The sequence below is a fragment of the Streptomyces sp. NPDC029296 genome (genome assembly GCF_055569255.1).
This window is the reverse complement of the sequence record NZ_JBVHXT010000003.1, coordinates 283,799-306,731: the sequence shown is the minus strand read 5'-3', so window position 1 is coordinate 306,731 and position 22,933 is coordinate 283,799. Positions and strand designations below refer to the sequence as shown.

Here is a 22,933-nt window from a genome sequence, read left to right as displayed (position 1 = left end):
CGTCGTCCGCCGGGCCGCTGGCTGGGTCCGGTTCCTGTGTCTTGTCCGCCGGGCCCCGCAGGGGTGCTACGCGCCGTACGTCGATCCCGTCGGCCCACGGGTCACCGGTCCCGCTGGGTCACCGCCCCCGGACACCGGTGCCGTCGTCCGCCGGGCCGCTGGCTGGGTCCGGTTCCTGTGTCTTGTCCGCCGGGCCCCGCAGGGGTGCTACGCGCCGTACGTCGATCCCGTCGGCCCACGCGTCAGCGGTCCCGCTGGGTCACCGCCCCCGAGCACCGGTGCCGTCGTCCGCCGGGCCGCTGGCTGGGTCCGGTTCCTGCGTCTTGTCCGCCGGGCCCCGCAGGGGTGCTACGCGCCGTACGTCGATCCCGCCGGCCCACGCGTCACCGGTCCCGCTGGGTCACCGCCCCCGAGCACCGGTGCCGTCGTCCGCCGGGCCGCTGGCTGGGTCCGGTTCCTGTGTCTTGTCCGCCGGGCCCCGCAGGGGGTGGCGCGCGTCGTACGCCGGTCCCGGCGGTCCGTGTGAGGCCGGCCCCGGCGAGCCGCGCCCCCGAACTCCCGCACCGAAGGGGAGTACACCGCCGCCGCACGACACCTCGGGCGGCGGCGGGGTGGCGGGAAGCGACCCGGTCGCACGGCGGCGCCGGGGACGCGAAGGCCATTGCGGAACACCGGTGTTCGCCTACGGCAACATCGCGGCACCCGACACCGAGGCAGCCTCCGGGACCGGACCGGCGGTCAAGGACGCTCCGTGCCGTCGCCGGACACGCGAGCCGGCGCCGGCTTCCGCGTGCCGCCGTCACCCACCCCGCCCCCGGCCCCGCCCGCGTCCTGCGCGCCCGGCCACCTCGCCCGGCCCCCCATCGACACCCCACCCCCGCCCCACCCCGGGTCAATCACCCCCGCAGACAAGCGCGTTACCAGCCGGTGGCAGTGGGGAGAGTCCGCCGTTCCCGGCCTCTGTTTGCATGATCGAAGCGGTTGGCCGGTCGTCACGGTCCCCAGCCGCCTGATCATCTGACGCCGTGCAGGGGGAGGATCGATGACCGTCGGCAGTGGGGGACACCCGCCGTTCTGCGTACTGCTCGGGCCCGACTACGCGGGCAAGTCCTCGGCGCTGGACCGGCTCGGCCGGAACGCGCCCGGATGGCGGGTGCTGTCGCTCGACGACGCGTTCCTCGGCCCGGAGCACGCGCTGATCGGCCGGCTGCGGCGGCACGCCCTGCGGGACGTCGCGGCCCACCCCGCCGCCTGGTCCCCGGAGTTCTTCGCCACCCTGGTCCAGACCGGGGTCGTCCACCTGCGCGACCAGTTGTGCCAGGGCGACCCGGACACCCCGGTGATCGTGGACTCGTACTACTACAAGCTGCTCGCCAAGTGCCGGCTCGCCGGCGCGCCGGACGGCCCGCCGCTCACCTGGTGGCGCACCTTCCCCCGGCCCCGCCGGATCCTCTACCTCGACGTACGCCCCGAGACGGCCTGGCGGCGGGCCCGGTACGGCGCCGCCCTGAACCTCCTGGAGCACTACGGACCACGGCCGGACCGGGACGGCTTCCGCCGCTACCAGCGCGACCTGGCCAAGCTCCTGCACGACGAGATCCGGCACCTGCCCGTGACCGTGCTGCCCGAACGCGACCGCCCCGAGGACACCGTGGCGGAGATACGAGAGGTGCTCACCCGTGAGTTCCGCTGAATCCGCCCCCGCCGTCCCGGACTGGACCGACCCCGGCCGCCTGCGCCGCTACCGCGACCGCGTGCTCGGCGAACGCCGCCGCCTGCGCGCCGCCTTCGCCGGCCCCGAGGCCGAGCAGCGCCGCGTCCTCGCCGACCTGCTGGAGTTCAACTCCCGCACCGAGTTCGGCAGACGGCACGGCTTCGACCGCGTCCGCACCCTCGACGACTACCGTGAGGCCGTCCCCCTCCAGACGTACGACGACCTCGCCCCGTACATCGAACGCGCCGCCGCCGGCGAACCGGACGTGCTGACCGCCGACCGGCCCGCCCTCTTCTTCACCAGCAGCGGCAGCACCGGCGCGCACAAGAAGATCCCGGTCACGCCCCGCTTCATGCGCACCACCTTCTTCCCCTTCTACTACGCCGCCTGGGCACCCCTGATCGAACACTTCCCGGACGTCCTCGCCCACCCGGCCGCCGTCCTCAACCTCAAGCACGATCCGGTCTCCGCCCCGCCCACCACCGCCTCCGGCCGCCCCCATGTCGGCGCCAGCCAGGCCGACTTCGGCCGCTTCTTCGGCGAGCCGCTGTCGGCCGAGCCTGGCACCGGCGCACCCTGGGCGATGCTGCCGGTGCCGGTCGCGGCCGGCGCACACACCGAGAAGATGTACCTGCGGCTGCGGCTGGCCGTGGAGCACGACGTGCGCTGCGTCATCGGGATCAACCCCGCGATGGTGGCGGCCCTGCCGTACCAACTGCGCCTGTGGTGGCCGAGGATCGTCAAGGAGGTCCGCGACGGCACCCTCGGCGGGTCGCCGTACGGCTCGCCGAACCCGGAGCGCGCCGCCGGACTGGAGCGGATCGCCGCCCGCCACGACACGATCCGCCCGGCCCACGTCTGGCCCCGGATGCGCGCCCTGTTCTGCTGGACCACCGCCGCCGCCGCGCTGTACCTGCCCCGGCTGCGCGAGGAGTACGGCGTCCACGTCACCGCGCTGCCCGCCCCGGTCGCCGCGTCCGAGGGCCCGGTCGGCGTCGCCCTGGACCGGCATCCCACCGCCGGCAGCCTCGTGGTGACCGCCTCGGTGTACGAGTTCCTCGACGCGGACGAGGACCCGGCCCCCGACTCCGTCACCCTGCGCCCGCACGAGCTGGAGCCGGGCCGCGACTACCACGTGGTCTTCAGCCACGTCGGCGGCCTGTACCGGTACGCCGTCGGCGATGTCGTACGGGTCGTCGACCACCTCGACGGCGTCCCCCGCCTGGAGTACGCCGGGCGTGCCGGCCGCTCGGACCACGCCGGGGAACGCCTCAGGGACGCCCAGGTGATCCGCTCGCTGGACGCCGCCCTGCGCGCCACCGGCCTCGAACTGCGCGGCGCAGCCTGCCGGGTGACCGCGTCCGGGGCGGGACCCGCCGGCTACGAGTTCGCCGTCGCGCCGCTCACCCCGGTCACCCCGGAGGAGTCGCGCCGTTTCACCGGGCTGCTCGACCAGGCCCTCGCCCGCGAGTCCGCCGGCTACCGCGCGGCCCGCGCCCGCGGCCTGCTCGCCGCCCCGGCCCTGCACCCGCTGGACCGGGACGCCTTCCAGCGCGACTGGCAGGCCCGGGTCGACGGCGGCACCCGGCCCACCCAGGTCAAGGACCGGATCTTCCGCCAGGACCCGGAGCAGTGGGCCTCGCTGACCGGCCGCGCGCCCGCCCGGCACCCCGCCACCACCAAGGAAGAGGCACTCTCATGACGACCCAGCTGGACGCCGTGGAACGGACCGCGCTGCTGACCGCCGCCCTGCGGGCCGCCGAGACCCGGCGCCCGGACCGGCTGTACGAGGACCCGTACGCCGAGCGGCTCGCCGGCGAGATCGGGCCGGACCTGCTCGCCGAGGTACGGGCGGCCACCTTCCCGCCCGGACGCGAGCGCACCCTGCCCAGCACCCCCGACTACAACGCGATCCGCACCCGGTTCTTCGACGACTTCCTCCAGGAGGCCGTCCGGGACCCGGACACCACCCAGATCGTGCTGGCCCCCGCCGGCATGGACTCCCGGGCCTACCGCCTCGACTGGCCGGACCGCGTGCGCTGGTTCGAGGCGGACCGGCCGGCCGTCCTCGCCCACAAGGACGCGTGCCTCGCCGGCGCCGAGCCCCGGGTCCGCCACCACAAGGTGGCCGTCGACCTCACCGACGACGACTGGCCCGACCGGCTGTGCGAGGCCGGCTACGACCCCGCCGTCCCCTCCACCTGGCTCCTGGAAGGGCTCCTCTACTACATCCCCGAACCCGACGCCCACCGCATCCTGGAGCAGGTCGCCGCGCTCTGTGCCCCGGGCAGCCGGATCGCCGCCGACATCGTCAACGCCGCCGCGCTCACCCTGCCCGGCATGCGCGGCCTGCTCGACGTGTTCGCCGGCTGGGGCTGCCCCTGGCTGTTCGGCAGCGACGAACCCGAGGCGCTCTTCGACGCCTACGGCTTCACCGTGCGCGCCGCCCAGCCCGGCGAGGAGGACGCCGACTACGGCCGCTGGCCCGACCCCGTGCCGCCGCGCTCCGCACGCGAGGTACGGCGGGTGTTCTTCGTGCACGGCAGGCGGCGCTGACATGCCGACCGCAGTCGTCGCCGGAGGCGGGGTCGCCGGACTGGCCGCCGCCCTCGCGCTCAGCCGCCTCGGCCTGACCGTCCTGGTCCTCGACGGCGCCCCCGCCCCGCCCGAAGGCCCCCTCGGCGAGGCGGTGGAGCGCTGGCAGCACCGGCCCACCGTGCCGCAGGCCCACCACTCGCACACCCTGACCTCGCTCGGCGTACGCGTGCTGCGCACCCACGCCCCCGACATCCTGGCCGGGGCGCGGGCGGCGGGCGCCCCGCTGCTCCGCCTCACCGACGCCCTGCCCGCCGCCGACCGCGCGCCCCGGCCGGGCGACGACGACCTGGTGGGCCTCGGCTGCCGCCGCCCCACCCTGGAACTCCTGCTGTACCGCACGGTCCGCGACCTGCCCGGCGTCACCGTCCGGCACCGCACCACCGTCGGCGGCCTGGAACTGGACCGCGCCGCATCCCGCGTCCGCGGCGTCGTCACCACCGACGGCGAGCGCGTCCCGGCCGACCTCGTCCTGGACGCCACGGGCCGCCGCGCCCGGTCCCGCGTCTGGCTGGAGCAGGCCGGCGTCCCGGTCGCCGCGGACCTCACCAGCCCCTCCGGGCTGGCCGGCCACACCCGGTTCTACCGGCTGCGCACCGCCGTCCGGCCGGGCCCGCTGAACCGGGGCAACGCGGCCGGCGACATCTTCGCCCACTACGCCGGCGTCCTCCACCCCGGCGACCACGGCACCTTCTCCATCGCCCTCGGCACGCTCCCCGGCGACCGCGCCCTGGACGCCCTGCGCACCCCGGCCGGGTTCACCGCCGCCGCCCGCGTCACCCCGGGCCTCGCCCCCTGGCTGGACGCCGCCGTGAGCACGCCTGCCTCCCCGGTCCGGTCGATCACCATGCCGGCCAACGTGCTGCGCGGCGTGGCCGGACCCCTCCAGCGGCCGGTGGCGGGCCTGTTCTCCGTCGGGGACGCGGCCTGCGTCACCAACCCGCTGTTCGGGCGGGGCATGTCCCTCGCCCTCGACCACGCCTTCCGCCTCGCCGCCCTGCTCGCCCGCATGCCCGACATCACCGTGGAGCAGCACCGGGCCGCCGCCGCGCTGACCGACGGGCTGTTCAGGCCCTGGTACGAGCACGCCACCGCCGCCGACCGGGCCCGCGTCACCCGCTGGCGGGCCGCCGTGGAAGGCGTCGAACCCCCCGCCGCCCCCGCCACGGCCGAGCGGATCGCCGCCGCGGCCCGCACCGACGGCGCCGTGTGGCGGGCGCTGACCCGCATGCTGATGTCCCTCACCCCGCCCGCCGACCTGTACGGCGACCCCGCTCTCCTGGAACGGGCCCGCCGGGCCCCGGCCGCCCCGCCTCCCTCCGGCCCGGACCGCGCCGGCCTCGTGCGCTGCGTGGCGGCGGCGGAAGGAGCCCCCGTATGACCGCCCTCACCACCGCACCGGCGGCCCCCTGGGCGCCGCCGGACACCACCCGCCGGGTGCTGCTCGCCCCCATCACCATCACCCCGTCCAAACCGCTCACCCCGAGCCACCTCAAGGGCCTGCTGTGGACGGACGTGATGTACCGGGCCACCCGCGCCCTGGCCGACGTCACCTACCGGTACAGCCACACCGCCTACCACCCCACCGAACAGACCCTCGGTTTCTGGGAGTTCCTCGACCGCACCGAGGGCGACACCGACTACGACGACCTCACCGAGGAGGACATCGGCACCCTGTACGTGGCCTTCCGCGCCGCCCCGCGCCCCGACGCCCGGCACCTGCGGCCGTACGCCGAAGCGGTCGAACACGGCTGGGTGCACCCGGCGAGCACCCGCGTTTTGTCCCTGTGGAGCGGGCACTACGCCCGCCTCGGTCTGCACGACCCCGGGCTGCTCGAACACCAGCCGCCCGGCCTCGGCCTGCAGGGCGCGCTCGACCGGCTCGCCGCCCTCGGCATGTGCCTGGACCAGCGCGCCGTGGGCGGCCCGGTCTTCCTGGACCTCACCCGCCACGGGCTGCCGCTGCGCCGCCTGGTCACCGCCGACGGCCACCCCAACTACCTGGCCTGCGCCCTGCGCGACCTGCTCCCGCTCGCCCCCGCCTACGACGAGATCGTGCTCCTCTACGACACCGAACTCGACGCCGACCACCGGCTGCTGGCGCGCGTCCTGACCGAACTGGGGCCCGGCGTCAGGCGGGTTCCCGTCGGCCGGGTGCCCGTCGACGGCACCGTCCGCTCCGCCCGGCACGGCGGCTGGCGGGACGTGCACGCCGGCGCGCTGCTCGCCGCCACCGCCGACGAGGACCCGGCCGTCGTACGCCTCGGCCTGCGGCTGTACTTCATCGCCGTCCTCGGGCCCGGACAGGGTGAGTCGTTCCGGCCCGACCTGCTCGCCCAGAGCCTGAAACGGGCCGGACGCCTCCTGGCGGCGGCCGGGCGGGAGCGGACCGAGCCGCTGCCCGCCCGCCTCGCCCGGCACCGCAAGGACCACCTCCACGTCGACCCCTACCGGCTCACCTCCGGACTGCTCGGCAGACGCCGGGCCGCCCCCGGACTCGACCTCCTGACCTCGGTGTACCTATGACCCCGACCCAGCGGCTGCTGCACGAGCACACCGCCGCCCGCATCCGGGCGGCCCGTCCCGGCCTGGCCGCCCGGTACGACCTCGCCGCCCACGACGGTCTCCTCGCCGCCCACCGGCACCTCGCCGAGGAGGACGGCCGGACCCTGGCCGCCGTCGTGGTCCGGGACGTCGACCTGGCCCGCTGGGCGCGGGACACCTGCGCCTTCGTCCTCGCCCTGCCGCCCGGACCGGCGGCCGACTGGCGGGCCGCCTTCACCCGCACCGTGTTCCTCGCGGGCAACCCCGACCACCTGCGCGACCGGTTCTCCTTCGCGCACCGCGCCGCCGACGGCTCCGCGGCCTGGACCGCGCCCGGACCCGCCGCCGGCAGCGCGACCCTGCGCAGGCTGCTGAAGCTGTTCGACGCCCCGGACGAGGTGCCGTCCGGCCCCGCCCGGACCGTCACCGTCCCCGGTGGCCCGCCACCGGGACGCGCCCCCGCCGCGCACGGCCTGTACCTCGCCACCGCCGGCTGCGCGGTCGCCGAGGCCCTGGTCCACCTCAACCACGTCCTCGCCGAAGCCGTCCTCGACGGCCTCGTCGGCCCCGGCGACCGGATCACCCTGCACCGCGTGCCGCGCCTGACCGCCCTGCCCGGACCCCTCACCCGGGTGCGCGCCGTCCCCGACCCCTGGCTGCCCGGCCGGCTCCGGGCCGCCGCCGCCCTGTCCGCACACCACTGACCGAGGAAGCCCGCCATGCCCGAAGCAGCCCCGACCGTCCTCGACAGCCGGCTCGTCCGGCTCGGCTACCACGGCTCCGCCTCCGTGGCGTCCGACATCATCCGGCTCGCCGGCCGCGACGAGACCGGTGTCCACTTGAGCGAGTACGACATCGCCGACCCGTTCCGGGCCGTGCGCGCCGGCCGGCAGGACGTGATCATCGCCAAGTTCGCCGTCCGGGAACCCGATCTGGCCACCACCCGCACCCTCGCCCGGGACGCCCGCGCCGTCGTCGTCGCGGCCCACCATCCGCTCGCCGCCCACGACCGCGTCTCCGTGGAGGACGTCGCCGCCTACGACTGCTTCGACCGGCCCGGCGACTTCCCCGCCTACATCTGGGACGAGGTGGTCCCGCCGCTCACCCCCGCCGGACGCCCCCTGCGCCGCCGGCACCGGGTCGCGACCGTCCCCGAGATGATGCGCCTGGTGGCCGGCGGCGCGGGCGTGCACCTGTCGGTGCTCTCCCTCGCCGACCTCGCCCCGGCCGGCGTCCGCGTCGTCCCGGTCCACGACCTGCCACCCGCCCCGGTCACCCTCGCCTGGCCCCGCTCCCGCGAACTTCCCGCACACATAAGGGACTTCATCGCGACGGCGGAACGGCGGGCCACCCGATGACCACCACCCCCGTCGTGCTGCTGCACGCCCTCACCCTGCACGCCGGCATGTGGCGCGAGACCGCCGACGCGCTGCGTGCGCACGGGCACCCGGTGCTCGCCGTCGACCAGCGGGGCTTCGGCACCGCCCCCCTCGGCACCGCCCCGCCCTCCCTCGACGTCCTGGCCGACGACCTGGCCCGCACCCTCGACGCGCACGGCGCCGGCCGGGCGGTCCTGGTGGGCTCCTCCATGGGCGGCTACACGGCCATGGCGTTCCTGCGCCGCCATCCCGGCCGGGTCGCCGGCCTCGCCCTGCTCGCCGCCCGGGCCACCGCCGACACCCCGGAGGCCGCCGCCCGGCGCCACCGGTTCGCGGACCTCGTCCAGCAGGACGGACCCCGTCGTGAGCTCCTGGCGCGGACCACGCCGGCGCTGGTCGGCGCCACCACCCGGGCCACCCGCCCCGACGTCCTCGCCCGCGTCCACGCCGACGCGGCGGCGGCCGACCCCGCCGCGCTGGCCTGGGCCCAGCGGGCCATCGCGGACCGGCCCGACTCCACCGACGTGCTGCGCACCGCCCGGGTGCCCGCCCTCGTCGTCGCGGGGGAGGAGGACGCGCTGGTGACCGCCGCCGAATCCCGGCACGTCGCCGGCACCCTCCCGCTGGGGCGCCTCGTCACCGTGCCCGGCGCCGGCCACCTGCCGCCGCTGGAGACCCCCGAGGCCGTCACCGGCGCCCTGCACGCCTTCCTCGCCGAGGCCGGAGCCCCGGCATGGTGACCCGCGACCACCAGGAGTGGGGGTACACCACCTCCACCGGACTCGGCTTCACCCACCACACCGTCGTCGACGCCCACTTCCGCGCCTGCGAGGACACCTATCTGAGCCTGCTCGCCGAGGCCGGACTGCCGGCCGGCGGGCACATCCTGGACGCGGGCTGCGGCCCCGGCGACTACCTGCCGCACCTCGCCGCCCGCACCGGACCGGCCGGCCGGATCACCGCCGTCGACCTCGCCGGGGAGAACGCCCGGCTCGCCGCCGAACGCGCCGCCGCCTGGCGGCTGGTCTGCCCGGTGGAGGTGCGGCAGGCCGACCTGCTCGCCCTGCCGTACCCCGACGACGCCTTCGACGCCGCCTGGTGCGCCAACACCACCCAGTACCTGGACGACGACCAACTCACCGTTGCCCTGGCTGAGTTGCGGCGCGTCGTACGCCCCGGCGGGATCGTCGCCGTCAAGGACCTGGACGCCCGCCTGATCACCGCCCGCCCCGGCGACCCCTACCTGTTCACCGACTTCTTCCGGGCCGCCGGCACCGGCCCCGGCTACGCCCGCCAGCTCCTGCGCACCCGCGACCTGGACCGCCACCTCAAGCGCGCCGGGCTCACCGAGGTGCGCCGGCGCACCGTCCTCATCGAGCACCACGCCCCGCTGACCGAGGCGGCCCGGGACTTCTACGCGGCGGCCTGCGCGCGGATCGCCCACCAGGCCCTCGCCCTCGGGCAGAGCGATGCCTGGCGGCGGTTCACCGACCCGGCGGGACCCGGCCACCCGCTGGACGACCCCGACGCCTACATCAGCGAGGGCAACGTCCTCGCCGTCGGCACCGTGTGAGTCCACGGCCGGGTGCGCCCCGCGCACCCGGCCCGGGCGCCCTACGCGTAGCGCTCCACCAGCCGGCGCTTGAGCACCTTGCCGCTGTGACCGGTGGGCAGCGCCTCCACGAACTCCACCCGGCGCGGACACTTGTAGCCCGCCAGCCGGTCCCGGCCGAAGGCGACCAGGTCGGCGGCCAGCGCGGCACCGGGCGCGAACCCGGGACGGGGCACCACCACCGCGCACACCTCCTCGCCCAGCCGCTCGTCCGGAAGGCCGATCACCGCGGCCTGCTCCACGGCGGGATGGCGCAGCAGCACCTCCTCGACCTCCCGGGGATAGACGTTGTAGCCGCCGCGCAGCACGACGTCCTTCTTCCGGTCGACCAGCCGCAGCAGGCCGTCCTCCTCCAGCACGCCGAGGTCCCCCGAGCGGAACCAGCCGTCCACGAGCACGGCCGCCGTCTCCTCGGGCAGCCCCAGGTAACCGGCCATCACGTTGTGCCCGCGGATCACGACCTCGCCCACGGTGCCCGCGGGCAGCAGCTCGATGCGGCCCTCCAGCCCGGCGCGGGCGATGCCGACCTCCACCCCGGCGATCGGCGTGCCGACCGTGCCCGGCCGGGTGACCGAGCCCGGCTGGTTGTAGGCGACGCACGGGGAGGTCTCGGTCAGCCCGTACCCCTCGTACACCCGGCAGCCGAAGACCTCCTCGACCCGCTCCAGCACCGGCACCGCCAGCGCCGAACCCCCGCTGTACACCCGGCGCAGCCGCGGGGCCGGGACACCGTTCGCCACCGCCTCCAACAGGGCGTGGTACATCGTCGGCACCCCCATGAACACCGTGCAGCCGTGCCGGACCATCAGCTCCAGCGCGGCGCCCGCGTCGAACCGGGGCATCAGCACGACCGTCGCCCCGGTGTGGAACGCCACGCCCATCACACAGGTCTGGCCGAAGGTGTGGGACAGCGGAAGGGCGCACAGCAGGACGTCGTCGGACCGGGCGGCGAACGGGGAGACGGCCGTCACCTCGATGTTGGTCACGACGTTGCGGTGCGTGAGCACGGCCCCCTTGGGGCGGCCGGTGGTGCCCGAGGTGTACAGGATCGCCGCGATGGCGTCCGGCGCCACCGGCACGTGGCCCGGGAGGAGGGGAGCGGGGTCGGGCGGGTCCAGCCGCACCCCGTCGGCGAACCCGGCGCCGAACGTGAACAGCGTGGCACCGGTGGCCGCCGCCGCCTTCGCGCCCTCCTCCACCGTCGTCTCCGCGCAGATCAGCCCCCGCGCGCCGCTGTCGGCGAGCACGAACTCGATCTCCCCGGCCCGGAAGCGGGCGTGCAGCGGGACCACGGTGGCACCCAGCGCGAGCACGCCGTAGTAGGCCACCGGGAACCGCGGGCCGTCGGGCAGCAGCAGCGCGACCCGGTCGCCCGGGCCGATCCCGTGCCGGCGCAGCTCGGCCGCACAGCCGCGGGCCCGTTCCCACAGCGTCCCGTAGCCGACGGTGGTGGACCCGAAGACCAGCGCCGGCGCGTTTGGCCGCCGTGCCGCGGTGTCGGCGAGCACGGCGGCCAGCGGTCGGGTCACACCGGTTCCTTCACGTCCGCGGACTCCTTCGCCCGCACCGAGGCGGACGGGATGGACAGCTCCAGCCAGATGCCCGCGAGCGCCTCTGCGAACTTCTTCACGTCGGTCGTCGTGTGCGACGCCGACGGCGCGATCCGCAGCAGCTCGTCGCCCTCCCGCACACTGGGGGCGTTGATCGCCTGCACATAGATGCGGTGCCGGTCGAGCAGCAGCGCGGACGCCTGCTTGCACAGCGCGTCGTCGCCGACCAGCGCCGAGACGATGTGCGAGTCGGAGGACTTGTACGGGATGTCGGCCTCGTCCAGCAGCCGGTGCAGCAGACGGGCGTTCTCCGCGAGCCGCCGCCGCTCCTCCTCGGACCCGCGCAGGTGCCGCACCGCGGCGAGCGCGCCCGCCGCCGTGGCCGGCGGCAGCGAGGTGGTGAAGACGAACGCCCGGGAGACGGCCCGGACGTAGTCGATCAGCGCGTTCGGCCCGGCGATGTAACCGCCCACCGTGCCGATCCCCTTGGCCAGCGTCCCCATGATGACGTCGAACCGGTCGGCGATGCCCTCGCGCGCCGCGACCCCGGCGCCCTCGGGCCCGTACATGCCGATCGCGTGCACCTCGTCCAGGAACGTCGTGGCCCCGTACCGCTCGGCCAGGTCCGCCACCTCGGCCAGCGGGGCGACGTCACCCGACATCGAGTAGATGGACTCCAGCACGATCAGCTTCGGCAGCGCCGGGTCGGTCTCGGCGAGCAGCCGCTCGAGGTGACCGACGTCGTTGTGCCGGAAGATCCGCTTCGTGGCGCCGCTGTGCCGCAGCCCGTCGATGATCGAGGCGTGGTTCAACTCGTCGGAGAACACGACCGTGTTCGACGGCGTGCCGGCGAGGACGGTCAGCGCGCCGTCGTTGGCGGTGTACCCGGAGGTGAACAGCAGCGCCGCGTCCTTGCCGTGCCAGTCGGCGAGTTCCCGCTCCAGCTCGACATGGCAGTGGTTGGTGCCGCCGATGTTGCGCGAACCGCCCGACCCCGCGCCGAACTTGGCGACGGCGTCGTGCACGGCGGCCAGCACCAGCGGATGCTGCCCCATGCCGAGATAGTCGTTGCTGCACCACACGCTCACCTCGGTGTCCCCGTCGGGGACCCGTGCCACGGCGCTCGGGAAGTGCCCGGCGCGCCTGCCGATCTCGAGGAACGTGCGCGTGCGCGTCTGCTCCGGAGGGACCTCGGTGCTGAAATATTCCAGATGGCTGGGCATGATGCTCCGAATCGTCGGTGAGGATCGGTGTCCTGCCTGCTGTCAGGCGTGCGACGCGTGTTCCAGTCGCAGGCGTGGTTTGTCGGGCTTGCCGGCGGCGTTCAGGGGGATCTCGTCCAGGACGAGGACCCGTTCGGGGACATGTGCCGGCGAGAGGATGTTGCCGAGGTGGCCGCGCACCGCGTCGACACCCACACGGGCGCCCGGGCGCAGGGTGATCGCCGCGTGCAGATGCTCGAAGCCGTCCTCGCCGAGGAAGCCGTACACGACCGACTGCGCGATCCCCGGGATCGTCAGCATCGCGCGCTCGACCACCGTGGGGTACACCTTGACCCCGTCGATCTTGACCATGTCGGCGACCCGGTCCAGCAGCCGCAGATAGCCGCGCTCGTCGCGGTAGCCGATGTCGCCGGTGTGGTACCAGCCGTCCCGCAGCACCTGCCTGGTCAGCGCCTCGTCCAGATAGCCGTCCATGACGTGCGGGGAGCGCACCCGCACCTCACCGACCTGCCCGTCGTCGAGCGGGGCGCCCGTCTCCAGGTCGCTGAAGCCGATCTCCACCCCGGGGAACGGACGCCCCACCGTCGCCAGCAGCTCCGGATCGGTGTGGTCCTCCCCCGACAGACAGGTGATCCGGGCGCTCTCGGAGGTGCCGTACTGCTGGAACAGCCCGGCGCCGAACAGCTTCACGGCCTCGGCGAGCCGGGCCGGAGCCGCCGGGCTGCCCGCGTAGTCGATGCGGCGCAGGCTCGCCAGTCCGGCGGCCTCCGTGTCCCGCAGCCCCAGCTCCTCCAGGCGGTCCAGCAGCCGGTACAGATGGCTGGTGGCCATGAAGGTCCGCGTCCCCGTGTGCTCCCGGACCGCGCCGAGGAAGGCGTCCGGGGTGAACTCCTCCAGCAGCACCAGCCGGCCCCGGTCGATCAGCGCGGCATCGGCGAGCTGCCCGACCGTCTGGCCCAGCGGGGTCACCACCACCGCCGTGATCTCCTCGGCCTCCCGGCCCAGGGCGATCGTGCCGTACGCCACGCTGTCCCAGGACCGCCGCGACTTCCTGATGCCCTTCGGCCGCCCGGTGCTGCCGCTGGTGAACGCGATGGCCGCGAGATCCTCCGGCGACCACGGCACGACCTTCGCCGGTCCCGGATCGTCCCCCGGTACGACGTGCCGGGCACCGGGCACCCGGGGCCCGATCAGCGGTACGCCGGCCAGCTCCGCCAGCTCGGCCGCGCGTCCGGCGCTGTCCGCGTCGGCGTACAGCACGGCCGCGCCGGTGGAGCGCAGGATCTCCAGCTGGTCGTCGACCGACAGCATCGCCGTGCTCGACCCCGGGTTGGTCGACCGCAGGTGCGCGACCGCGGCCCGGTGCAGATGGGCCGCGTGCCGCACCCCGAGGATCTCCGGGCTGTTCGACGAGGTCAGCACCCCGACGACCGTGCCGTGGCCCACGCCGGCCTCGTGCAGCGCCCGGTAGATCCCGGTCACCGAGCCGATGTGCGCGCCCCCGGTCACCCAGGAACCGCGGTAGTGCAGGACCGGCCTGTCCGGTTCCATCGCGAGAACGGTGAGCAGTTCGGCCACGTAGCCTCCCGCCGCCGCCCACCATTCCCCGCTGTCGGTCGCCATACCGATCTCTCCCTTCGACCCGGAATCCTTGACTGACAGGGGGAGTCCTCACGGGTGGACCCGAGGGGGTACGGACGGGGCCCCCGCGTCAGGTGTGGGCGCTCAGCCGCCCACGTACTCGGCGCGCACCAGCCAGCTGCGCGAGGGACCCTTGCGGTCCCGGGGCTGCACCTGGAACGGCCAGTCGTCGTGCGCGGTGCTCGGCTCGCCGGGCTCCTTCACGTCGCGCGCCTTCCAGCCGAGGCCGGCCAGATACTCCTCGGGCTCGTCGGTGCCGAACAGCCACGGCGTGCCGTCCTCCTCCAGCTTGCGCCGGAAGTCCCGGGAGAACGGGCTGCGCAGCAGCGCCTGGCTGACGAAGTCCACGCCCAGCCAGCTGCCCGGCGCCGACGCCGAGCCCAGCGCCCGCAGCAGACCGGTCGCCTGCTCCTCGGTGAGGAAGAACAGCAGCCCCTCGACGATCCACAGGGTGGCGCCGTCCCGGTCGAACCCGGACCGTTCGAGGTCCGGCAGCCAGTCCTTGCGCAGGTCGACGGCCACCTCGCGGCGGGTCACCCGCGGCCGGGCGTCCAGCGCGGCCAGCCGGCGGCGCTTCTCCTCGAGCAGCGCCGGGAAGTCGACCTCGTACACGATCGCCTCGTCCGGCCAGTCGAGCCGGAAGGGGCGGGTGTCCATGCCGGCGGCGACGAACACGATCTGCCGGATGTCGTTGTCCGCAAGGATCTGCGCGATGCTCTCGTCCAGATATCGGGTGCGGATGGCGATGAACGTGGCCAGTCCACTGCCCTGGTTCTTCTCCAGCAGCTCGAATCCGCGGGGCGCGGCCAGCGCGCGGGCGAAGGGGTCGCGCAAGGTCGCCCGGTCGCCGCGTTCGGTCTCCAGCGCGCGCGCCGCGGCCGTCCATTGGGCGGTGTACGAGACGGCTTCCATCAGTTGCCTCTCTCCTGGTGCCGGTCAGGCCGCGACGAAGAACGCCTTCTCGATGGCGGCCAGGGTCTGGAAGTCCTGGATGTCGATGTTGTCGAAGTCGATCTCCACGCCGGTCGCGTTCTCGATGACGTAGACCAGCTCCACGAAGGTCAGTGAGTCGACCAGACGGGTCTGGATCAGGTTCTCCTCGGCGTCGATGGTCTGCCGCTCCGGATGGCGTTTGAGGATCCAGTTGCGGACCTCGTCAATGCCTGTCGCTGCCATCTCCACTCCTGTTCTCTGGGTTGCAGGCCGTGAACGCCACGGCCACGGCACAGGGTTCGTCGTGGCTGATGCTCACCGAGATGTCCTCGATGCCCGCCTGCCGGGCCAGCTCGGCGGCCCGGCCGGCCAGCCGCACCACCGGATGGCCGCCGTCGGCGGTGAGGATCTCGATGCCGCGCCACGGCAGGGTCTGGCCGGCCGCGTGGAAGAGCTTGAACACCGCCTCCTTGGCGGCCAGCCGGCCCGCGATCCCCGGGATGTCCGGCCCGGTGTCGCGGTGGGTGAGCCGGATCTCCTCGGGGGAGAGCATCCGGGTCAGCAGGGACGCGTCGCGCGCCAGGTCCCGTACGCGGCCGAACGGAACCATGTCGATGCCGACCCGGCCGGTCACCGTCACCGGTCCCGCGCGGCGGCGTCCCGGACGGCCGCCAGGGCCTTCGGCGCGGAGCCGTGGGCGTCCAGCAGCACGGCCAGCCAGCGCTCCAGCCCGAACGCCACACAGCTGGTGTAGGCGTAGCCGGATTCGCCGGCGAGGCGGATGCGACAGCGCTCGCCGAAGAAGTTGCGGTGGGTGTTGACCGACGCGATGGCCAGGTCACCGGCCTGGAACTCGTACTTCACCGGGCTGAGCCGGGACAGCAGCGCCCGCGCGCCGTCGTTCTCGAAGAACGGGTCGCTCGCGGCCACCCGGTCCAGCTCCACGCCCACCGCCGCGCCGAACGCGGTGATCCGGTCGGTGAACTCGGCGAGGAGGCGCTGGGTGTGCTCGAAGGAGCCGAGCGCCACGATCTCCCGCATCTGGAAGCTGGCCAGCCGGCGCAGCGGGACGTAGTGGTCCTCGTTGCGGAAGCACCGGTTCACCAGGGTCACCAGGGTGTCCCGGTCGAGTTCCGCCTCCTCGTAGAAGAGGTAGGCGCCGAAGCAGGTCGCGTGCGGCAGGCCGAGCCGGGCCTCGTGGAGCGCGGCCGGGGCGAAGGCGCCGTCCCCGGGGGCGGCCGGGCCGTCCGCCAGGTCCAGCGGGGCGGCGACCAGGGCGAGGTGCGGGAAGTTGGTGTACACGTCGAACTTCTGCAGGTCCGCCACCGGATACAGCGGCGGCGGCAGGATCTCCCGGGCGCCGGCGGCCCGGCCCCAGCCGGTGAACACACCGTCCAGCTCGCGCAGCAGATCGGTCTGGTCGGGGTCGAGAACGGCCGGCGCGTCGGCACGGGCGGCGACCGGTGCGGCATCCGCGGTCATGAAATGATCCCGATCTTCTCGAGGAACTTCGAGGTCTTGCGGAAGATGCCCTGCTCGAACTCCGCCCGCCCGGGCGACTCGAGCAGTTGCTGGCGCACGTCCAGCGGGTCGGCGAGACCGGCGTCCCGGTAGACGTGCGGGTTGAACAGCGACTCGAAGCTGTACGTCAGGTACCGGCGCAGATAGCCGGAGATCTCGCCCAGTTCGTGCTCGGTGGAGGTGCGTTTCACCTGGGCGTACAGCGCGGTCACCAGCTCGCGGCCGAAGGCGATGTGCCGCGACTCGTCCTGGTGGTGGATCCGGTTGATGGCCCGGATGGTCTCGTGCAGCCGGTCGTCCGCGGCCATCCGGGAGTTGAAGTGGTCCACCAGCTCCTCGAAGATCAGGATGCGGGCGAAGACCAGCAGGCTCTCCACGTCCGACTTCGGGATCTCCACGTTCGCCCCGGCCGGCTGGCGGTAGATCTTCCCGCCGTAGCGCAGACAGAACTCCGCGAAGAACCACATGTGTTCGTTCTCCTCACCGATGAAATGGTGGAAGAACTCCGACGGCGTCTCGAATCCCCTGGTGTGGATCCGCCGGGTCACCTCGATGAGCAGTTCCCGGATCCCGTGCACGTTCAGGCTGTAGAAGTTGATGCTCTCGTACTTCGAGAGCGCGAACAACTGCTCCTCGGTCAGGGACGTGCCGAGCGGGCTGCCATGGGTGGTGGTCAGTTCGGGACTCATCCACCACATGGAATCCGGCAGGCTGTCCGGCCATGCGAAGAGCCGATAGGGATTGTAGTAGTCCTCGATGGATTTGTTGGTCAGCCGGTCGAGGATCTGCAGGAAACGGTCGTCGGAATTGATCAGTTCACTGACCATGGTGCGCCACTCCCTTTGCGTCTGGCTGTGGTCGGACCCGGAGGGGAGCCCCATGCCTCACGGCGCCACGGGGTCACTCGGCCTCGGCCGGCTGCCCGGTCCGCCGGATCCGCAGCTTCGGCTCCAGTTCGAGGTACAGCCCGCCCACGGCCTTCTCCGGCGAGGCCGGCATCGAGTTCATCGCCTCGTTGTGGCCGGCCAGGATGCCGCCCTCGGTGTCCAGGTCGCCCTGGTCGCGGATGCGTTCCGCGACCTTGTCCAGCGCGCTGGTGCCGTCCTGGGTGTCGTCCAGGTCCTCCACGCCGGTCACGATGTGCAGGAACGATTCGTACAGGTTCAGCATGTGCCGTTCGCGCCGGGTCAGCTTGTCCGCCTCGAAGAACTGCGACTGGCGGTTGTAGCTCTTGTAGAAGAAGGACACCACCACCAGCAGCCGCTCGTACGCCTGCCGGTACGCCCGGCCGAAGAAGGAGGTCGCCTCCTCCTCCGTCAGGTCGCCGTCCACCACGGCGGAGATGGCCGCGGCGGCCAGCAGCGCGCTGAAGGTGGCCAGGTGCACGCCGGTGGACAGCAGCGGGTCCAGGAAACAGGCCGCGTCGCCGATCATCAGATAGCCCGGACCGGTGAACTGCTGCGAGCTGTACGAGTAGTCCTGCTCGACCTTCAGTTCGGGCAGCCGGGTCGCGCCGTCCGTCATCCCGAGGATGCGCGGGGCCTGGGCGAGCGCGTCGAAGTACACCTGCTCGATGCCCCCGAGGCGCTCCCGTTCGGCGTCGAACACCGTCTTCTTGGCGACCAGGCCGATCGAGTGGGTGCCGTCGTGCAGCGGGATCGACCAGAACCACCCGTACGGCACCGAGCACACCGCGATCGCGCCGGCCGGCCCGCGGTCCAGCGGCTTGACGTCACGCCAATACGACCACACCGCGATGTTCTTGAAGGCTTCCTGGTAGTGCCGGTTCTTCAGGTACTTGGTCGCCATCACGCCGGCCCGCCCGGAGGCGTCCACCAGGAAGTCGAAGGAGATCTCGCCGGTGACCGACCGGTCGCCGGTGGCGGCCCAGCGGGCCTTGACCGGCCGGCCCTCGCTGAACTCGATGTCGGTGACCTTCACCCCCTGCCGCACGTCCACGCCGAGGTCGGCGGCGTTGTCCAGCAGGATGTGGTCGAACTCCGAGCGGACCACCTGGTAGCTGTACCGGCCGGAGCCGGTGAGGTGGTCGAAGTTCAGGTCCCAGTTCTCCGGGCCCCATTCGAAGTAGGCGCCGTCCTTGCGCACGAAGCCGTGCTTGTCGACCTTCTCGCGGACCCCGAGCAGGTCGAGTATCGGAAGCACCGACGGCAGGATCGACTCGCCGATGTGGTACCGCGGGAAGGTCGCGCTCTCCAACAGGGTCACCCGGATGCCCTGTCGTGCCAGCAGTCCGGCGGCCGTACTCCCCGCCGGCCCGCCGCCGATCACCAGTACCTGGGTACTTTCCCCCATCAGCGATTCCTCGTCTCGGTAGGCACCGACATTCGGACGCACGAGACGCTAGATATCCGGAGTGGAAAACCGCAACAACCTAAAGAGGCTGGCCGCATGCGGCCAGCGCGGCTCGGCGACCGCCCCAGTGGCCGTGTCCGGCCAGCCACTTCCGGCAATTGCTATCGCCGATGCGCCGTCCTTAGGGTTTGCGCAGCGACGCCCCGGTGCCGGGAGATCGTTTCTGGAAAGGACCAGCTTTGACCGCACAGGAGAACGCGAAAAAACCGGCTCTGGCGACCACGACCTCGGGGGTCGTCGCGGGCCGGGTCCACGAGGGCGTCATCTCCTTCAAGGGAATCCCGTACGCGGCCGAGCCCTACGGCGAGAACCGGTTCCAGCCGCCGAAACCGCCGCGGCCGTGGGACGGGGTGCGGGAGGCGTTCGAGTTCGGCGCGTGCGCGCCGCAGCCCCACACCTACTCGCTCACGGACGCCACACCGCTGTATCCCTGGGGGACCGACTGCCTCACCCTCAATGTCTACACCCCCGAACTGGGGGCGGCGGCCCGGCTGCCGGTCATGGTGTGGGTGCACGCCGGCGGCTACATCTCCGGCAGCGCCGCGACCCCCTGGGCGGACGGGTCGGTCTTCGCGCGCGAGGGCGTCGTCATGGTGGCGATGAACTACCGCCTGGGCGTGGACGGTTTCCTCAACGTGCCCGGCGGCACCACCAACGCGGGCATGCGCGACGTCGTCGCCGCCCTGCGCTGGGTGCGGGAGAACATCGAGGCGTTCGGCGGCGACCCGGACGCCGTCACCCTCTTCGGCAACTCCTCCGGCAGCGCCATCATCTCGGCCATCGCCAAGACCGTGGCCGGCGAGGGGCTCATGCACCGGGCCATCCTGCAGAGCCCGTGCCTGTCGGTGATCGCCGAGGCCGAGGAGGGGCACGCGCTCGCCAAACGCGTCCTCGCCGACCTCAGGGCCGAGACCGGCCTCGCCGACGTCCCGCTCCCGGAACTCCTCGGCCGCCGCCAGCGCCGCCTGGACGTGCGCTTCCGCGACGCGAGCGTCTGGCACCCGTACACCTACTGGTTCAGCCCCTACATGCCGGTCGTGGACGACACCCTGTTCACCGACTCGGCGCTGACCGAACGCATCCCGCCCTCCGTCGACCTGCTGATCGGCACCAACCGCGACGAATCGCGCTACTTCCTGATGCGCAACGGGCAGTTCAGCACCGCCACCGAACAGGACCTGCGCGACGCCCAGAACGCCTACGACCTGCCCGACGCCTGCCGGGCCGCCGCGCGGTCCCTGTACGGGCACCTTCCGCTCGGCGAACAGCTCGCCGAGGCGGTCACCAACTGGGTCTTCCGCGGCAGTGTCGTCGAACTCACGCGGATCCACGCCGCCGCCGGCGGCAACACCTACGCCTACGAGTTCACCTGGCAGGACTCGCCCGCCTTCGACGGTCACTACGGCGCCGCGCACTTCCTCGAAGTGCCCTTCCTCTTCGACCAGCTCGACGATCCCGCCTTCGCACCCCAGGTCGGACCCGACGCCCCCGCCGGACTCGGCGACACCATGCGCCGCGGCTGGATCCGGTTCGCCAAGACGGGCGACCCCGGCTGGCCGCGCTACGACGAGCGGCAATCGGTCATGATCTTCGACAACTCCTGCCGCGTCGAGTCCGACCCCCGCGAACACCACCGTGCCGCCTGGGACGCTCGAGCCGCCAGACCCACCACCGCTTAGGTGACCATGCCGACGCCGCATCCCGGCGTCCCGTCTGGGAGTATGCCGATGCGTAGCCTGATCATCGACAATTACGACTCGTACACCTTCAACCTCTTCCAGTTGATCGCGGAGGTGAACGGACGCGAGCCGGTCGTCGTGCGGAACGACGATCCGGCGCTGACCACGCTGGACCTCGCGGAGTTCGACAACATCGTGATCTCGCCGGGTCCCGGCAGTCCGACGATCCCGCGCGATCTGGGCCACGTCGGGGACGTGCTGGCCCGGGCGGACCTGCCGGTGCTCGGGGTCTGCCTCGGTCATCAGGCGATCGCCCACGCCGCCGGGGCGACGGTCGGCCGCGCCCCGCGGCCGCGGCACGGCCATCTCACCCGGGTGCGGCACACGGGGGAGGGCGTGTTCGCCGGCATCCCGCAGGACTTCACCGCCGTCCGCTACCACTCGCTGTGCGCCGACGAGCCGCTGCCCGCCGCCATCGAGGCCACGGCCTGGTCGGAGGACGGCGTGGTCATGGGCATCCGGCACCGCACCCGCCCCCAGTGGGGCGTGCAGTTCCACCCGGAGTCCATCGCCTCCGAGTACGGCCGCGAGATCATCGCCAACTTCAAGGCGCTCACCGCCGCCGGCGCCCGGTACACCGCCCCCGCGGCCCCCGCCCGCCCGCCCGGCGAGCCGGCGCACGCCACCACCGCCGAACCGGCGGACAGCGCCTACCAGTTGCTCGACCTCACGGTCCCCGGCGCGGTGGACACCGAGACGGCGTTCACCGAACTCTACGGCCAGTCGCCGTACGCGTTCTGGCTCGACAGCAGCCGGGTCGAACCGGGACTGTCCCGGTTCTCCTTCCTCGGCGACGCCTCCGGCCCGCTCAGCGAGGTGCTGACCTACCGGCTCGCCGACCGCGCCGTCCTGGTGCGCGGCGCCGGGGAGGTGTCCACGCAGGACGGCACCATCTTCGACGTCCTGGAGCGCCGCCTCGCCGAACGCCGGATCGCCGACCCGGGGCTCCCGTTCGACTTCACCAGCGGCTACGTCGGCTACTTCGGCTACGAGCTGAAGGGCGACCTCGGCTCCCGGAACCGGCACACCGCCGAGACCCCCGACGCCGCCTGGATCTTCGCCGACCGTCTGATCGCCGTCGACCACGAGCGCGGACTCACCCATGTCGTCGCGCTGCACCGCGGCGACGCGGAGACCCACGCGTCGGCCAAGCAGTGGATCGACGACACCGCGGGCGCCCTGGTCGCGCTGCTCGGCCGGGCCGACGCCGACGAGAAGGCCGACGACGGGACCGAGCCGGCCGACGACACCGCGGACCCGCGCCCGTGGCTGGTCCGGGACACCGACGGCTACGCCCGGGACATCGAGGAGTGCCAACGCCAGCTCGTCGCCGGCGAGAGCTACGAGATATGCCTGACGAACAAGGTGAAGGTCCCCTTCGACGGCGGCGACCTCGCCTACTACCGCAGACTGCGCGCCTCCAACCCGGCCCCCTACGCCGCACTGCTGCGCCTCGGTGACGTCACGGTCTTCAGCTCCTCGCCGGAACGATTCCTCAAGATCGACGCCGAGCGCGTGGTGGAGACCAAGCCCATCAAGGGAACGGCGCCCCGCAGCGCCGACCCCGCCCGCGACGCGGCGCTGGCCGCCGAACTCGCCGACAGCGCCAAGACCCGGGCCGAGAACCTGATGATCGTCGACCTGCTCCGCAACGACCTGGGCCGCGTCTGCGAGATCGGCAGCGTCGGCGTGCCCCGCTTCATGGCGGTGGAGTCCTACGCCACCGTGCACCAACTGGTCTCCACCGTCAGGGGGGTGCTGCGGCCGGACGTCGGCGCGGTGGAGTGCGTACGGCACTGCTTCCCGGGCGGTTCGATGACCGGGGCGCCGAAGCTGCGCACCATGGAGATCATCGATGGGCTGGAGACGGAGGCCCGGGGCATCTACTCGGGCGCGCTCGGCTATCTGGGGCTGACCGGCACGGCCGACCTCAACATCGTCATCCGCACCGCCGTCCGGCACCGCGACGAACTGAGCATCGGCGCGGGCGGGGCCATCGTCCTCGACTCCAGCCCCGCCGGCGAGGTGGACGAGATGCTGCTCAAGGCCAGCGCCGCCCTGCGGGCCCTGCCACCCCTGCCGTCCCGGCCCGCGGGACACGCGCGGTGA

At 73.3% G+C, this 22,933-nt stretch carries 20 protein-coding genes; 11 read left to right on the top strand and 9 right to left on the bottom strand.

What is annotated here, in order from left to right; all coding sequences use genetic code 11:
• Positions 1–1,042 precede the first annotated feature (1,042 nt).
• Genes ACZ4W9_RS04390 through ACZ4W9_RS04350 form a run of 9 tightly spaced genes read left to right on the top strand, consistent with a single transcriptional unit; the run spans position 1,043 to position 9,805 of the window.
• On the top strand, positions 1,043–1,693 hold the full coding sequence (locus tag ACZ4W9_RS04390; RefSeq protein ID WP_467933087.1) for a hypothetical protein: 651 nt from the start codon (positions 1,043–1,045) through the stop codon (positions 1,691–1,693).
• Positions 1,680–3,416, top strand: coding sequence for a GH3 family acyl-acid amido synthetase (locus ACZ4W9_RS04385; protein ID WP_467933086.1), 1,737 nt, complete (start codon positions 1,680–1,682; stop codon positions 3,414–3,416). Before ACZ4W9_RS04390 ends, ACZ4W9_RS04385 begins: the two co-directional genes overlap by 14 nt.
• Entirely contained in the window at positions 3,413–4,270 is an 858-nt protein-coding gene (locus tag ACZ4W9_RS04380; RefSeq protein ID WP_467933084.1) for a class I SAM-dependent methyltransferase, read from the top strand. The genes ACZ4W9_RS04385 and ACZ4W9_RS04380 overlap by 4 nt, the downstream gene beginning before the upstream one ends.
• A gap of 1 nt (position 4,271) precedes the next feature.
• Entirely contained in the window at positions 4,272–5,690 is a 1,419-nt protein-coding gene (locus tag ACZ4W9_RS04375) for an NAD(P)/FAD-dependent oxidoreductase (protein ID WP_467933083.1), read from the top strand.
• Positions 5,687–6,835 (top strand): hypothetical protein, encoded by a 1,149-nt coding sequence (locus ACZ4W9_RS04370; protein WP_467933082.1) that lies wholly within the window; start codon positions 5,687–5,689, stop codon positions 6,833–6,835. Before ACZ4W9_RS04375 ends, ACZ4W9_RS04370 begins: the two co-directional genes overlap by 4 nt.
• Positions 6,832–7,557 (top strand): DUF6182 family protein, encoded by a 726-nt coding sequence (locus ACZ4W9_RS04365; RefSeq protein WP_467933081.1) that lies wholly within the window; start codon positions 6,832–6,834, stop codon positions 7,555–7,557. The genes ACZ4W9_RS04370 and ACZ4W9_RS04365 overlap by 4 nt, the downstream gene beginning before the upstream one ends.
• Positions 7,558–7,572: 15 nt before the next feature.
• Complete coding sequence (locus ACZ4W9_RS04360) at positions 7,573–8,211, top strand: LysR substrate-binding domain-containing protein (protein WP_467933079.1); 639 nt, start codon at positions 7,573–7,575, stop codon at positions 8,209–8,211.
• Positions 8,208–8,972, top strand: coding sequence for an alpha/beta fold hydrolase (locus ACZ4W9_RS04355; RefSeq protein ID WP_467933077.1), 765 nt, complete (start codon positions 8,208–8,210; stop codon positions 8,970–8,972). The genes ACZ4W9_RS04360 and ACZ4W9_RS04355 overlap by 4 nt, the downstream gene beginning before the upstream one ends.
• Positions 8,966–9,805 (top strand): class I SAM-dependent methyltransferase, encoded by an 840-nt coding sequence (locus ACZ4W9_RS04350; protein WP_467933076.1) that lies wholly within the window; start codon positions 8,966–8,968, stop codon positions 9,803–9,805. The genes ACZ4W9_RS04355 and ACZ4W9_RS04350 overlap by 7 nt, the downstream gene beginning before the upstream one ends.
• Before the next feature lie 41 nt (positions 9,806–9,846).
• On the opposite strand, the gene ACZ4W9_RS04345 is transcribed toward ACZ4W9_RS04350, so the two are convergent.
• From ACZ4W9_RS04345 to ACZ4W9_RS04305, 9 genes are all read right to left on the bottom strand, one after another.
• Positions 9,847–11,373: a long-chain-fatty-acid--CoA ligase gene (locus ACZ4W9_RS04345; protein ID WP_467933074.1), complete on the bottom strand. Its 1,527-nt coding sequence runs from the start codon at positions 11,371–11,373 to the stop codon at positions 9,847–9,849.
• Positions 11,370–12,617, bottom strand: coding sequence for a 5-aminolevulinate synthase (hemA, locus tag ACZ4W9_RS04340; protein ID WP_467933072.1), 1,248 nt, complete (start codon positions 12,615–12,617; stop codon positions 11,370–11,372). Before hemA ends, ACZ4W9_RS04345 begins: the two co-directional genes overlap by 4 nt.
• A gap of 42 nt (positions 12,618–12,659) precedes the next feature.
• On the bottom strand, positions 12,660–14,240 hold the full coding sequence (locus ACZ4W9_RS04335; protein ID WP_467933071.1) for a class I adenylate-forming enzyme family protein: 1,581 nt from the start codon (positions 14,238–14,240) through the stop codon (positions 12,660–12,662).
• Between the two features lie 102 nt (positions 14,241–14,342).
• Positions 14,343–15,170 carry a class I SAM-dependent methyltransferase gene (locus ACZ4W9_RS04330; protein ID WP_467933070.1) on the bottom strand — a complete coding sequence of 276 codons (828 nt, stop codon included), beginning with the start codon at positions 15,168–15,170 and terminating at the stop codon, positions 14,343–14,345.
• 24 nt (positions 15,171–15,194) lie between these two features.
• Positions 15,195–15,434, bottom strand: a complete 240-nt coding sequence (locus tag ACZ4W9_RS04325) for a phosphopantetheine-binding protein (protein ID WP_392202426.1) — start codon at positions 15,432–15,434, stop codon at positions 15,195–15,197.
• On the bottom strand, positions 15,415–15,831 hold the full coding sequence (locus ACZ4W9_RS04320; RefSeq protein ID WP_467933068.1) for a holo-ACP synthase: 417 nt from the start codon (positions 15,829–15,831) through the stop codon (positions 15,415–15,417). The genes ACZ4W9_RS04325 and ACZ4W9_RS04320 overlap by 20 nt, the downstream gene beginning before the upstream one ends.
• Positions 15,828–16,673: a class-II aminoacyl-tRNA synthetase family protein gene (locus tag ACZ4W9_RS04315; protein ID WP_467933067.1), complete on the bottom strand. Its 846-nt coding sequence runs from the start codon at positions 16,671–16,673 to the stop codon at positions 15,828–15,830. The genes ACZ4W9_RS04320 and ACZ4W9_RS04315 overlap by 4 nt, the downstream gene beginning before the upstream one ends.
• On the bottom strand, positions 16,670–17,539 hold the full coding sequence (locus ACZ4W9_RS04310) for a diiron oxygenase (protein WP_467933066.1): 870 nt from the start codon (positions 17,537–17,539) through the stop codon (positions 16,670–16,672). The genes ACZ4W9_RS04315 and ACZ4W9_RS04310 overlap by 4 nt, the downstream gene beginning before the upstream one ends.
• A gap of 73 nt (positions 17,540–17,612) precedes the next feature.
• Positions 17,613–19,025: an NAD(P)/FAD-dependent oxidoreductase gene (locus ACZ4W9_RS04305; RefSeq protein WP_467933065.1), complete on the bottom strand. Its 1,413-nt coding sequence runs from the start codon at positions 19,023–19,025 to the stop codon at positions 17,613–17,615.
• Positions 19,026–19,264: 239 nt separating this feature from the next.
• Between ACZ4W9_RS04305 and ACZ4W9_RS04300 the strand changes: the two genes are divergently transcribed.
• Both ACZ4W9_RS04300 and pabB read left to right on the top strand, forming a co-directional pair.
• Positions 19,265–20,764, top strand: a complete 1,500-nt coding sequence (locus ACZ4W9_RS04300) for a carboxylesterase/lipase family protein (RefSeq protein WP_467933063.1) — start codon at positions 19,265–19,267, stop codon at positions 20,762–20,764.
• 48 nt (positions 20,765–20,812) lie between these two features.
• Positions 20,813–22,933: an aminodeoxychorismate synthase component I gene (pabB, locus tag ACZ4W9_RS04295; RefSeq protein ID WP_467933062.1), complete on the top strand. Its 2,121-nt coding sequence runs from the start codon at positions 20,813–20,815 to the stop codon at positions 22,931–22,933.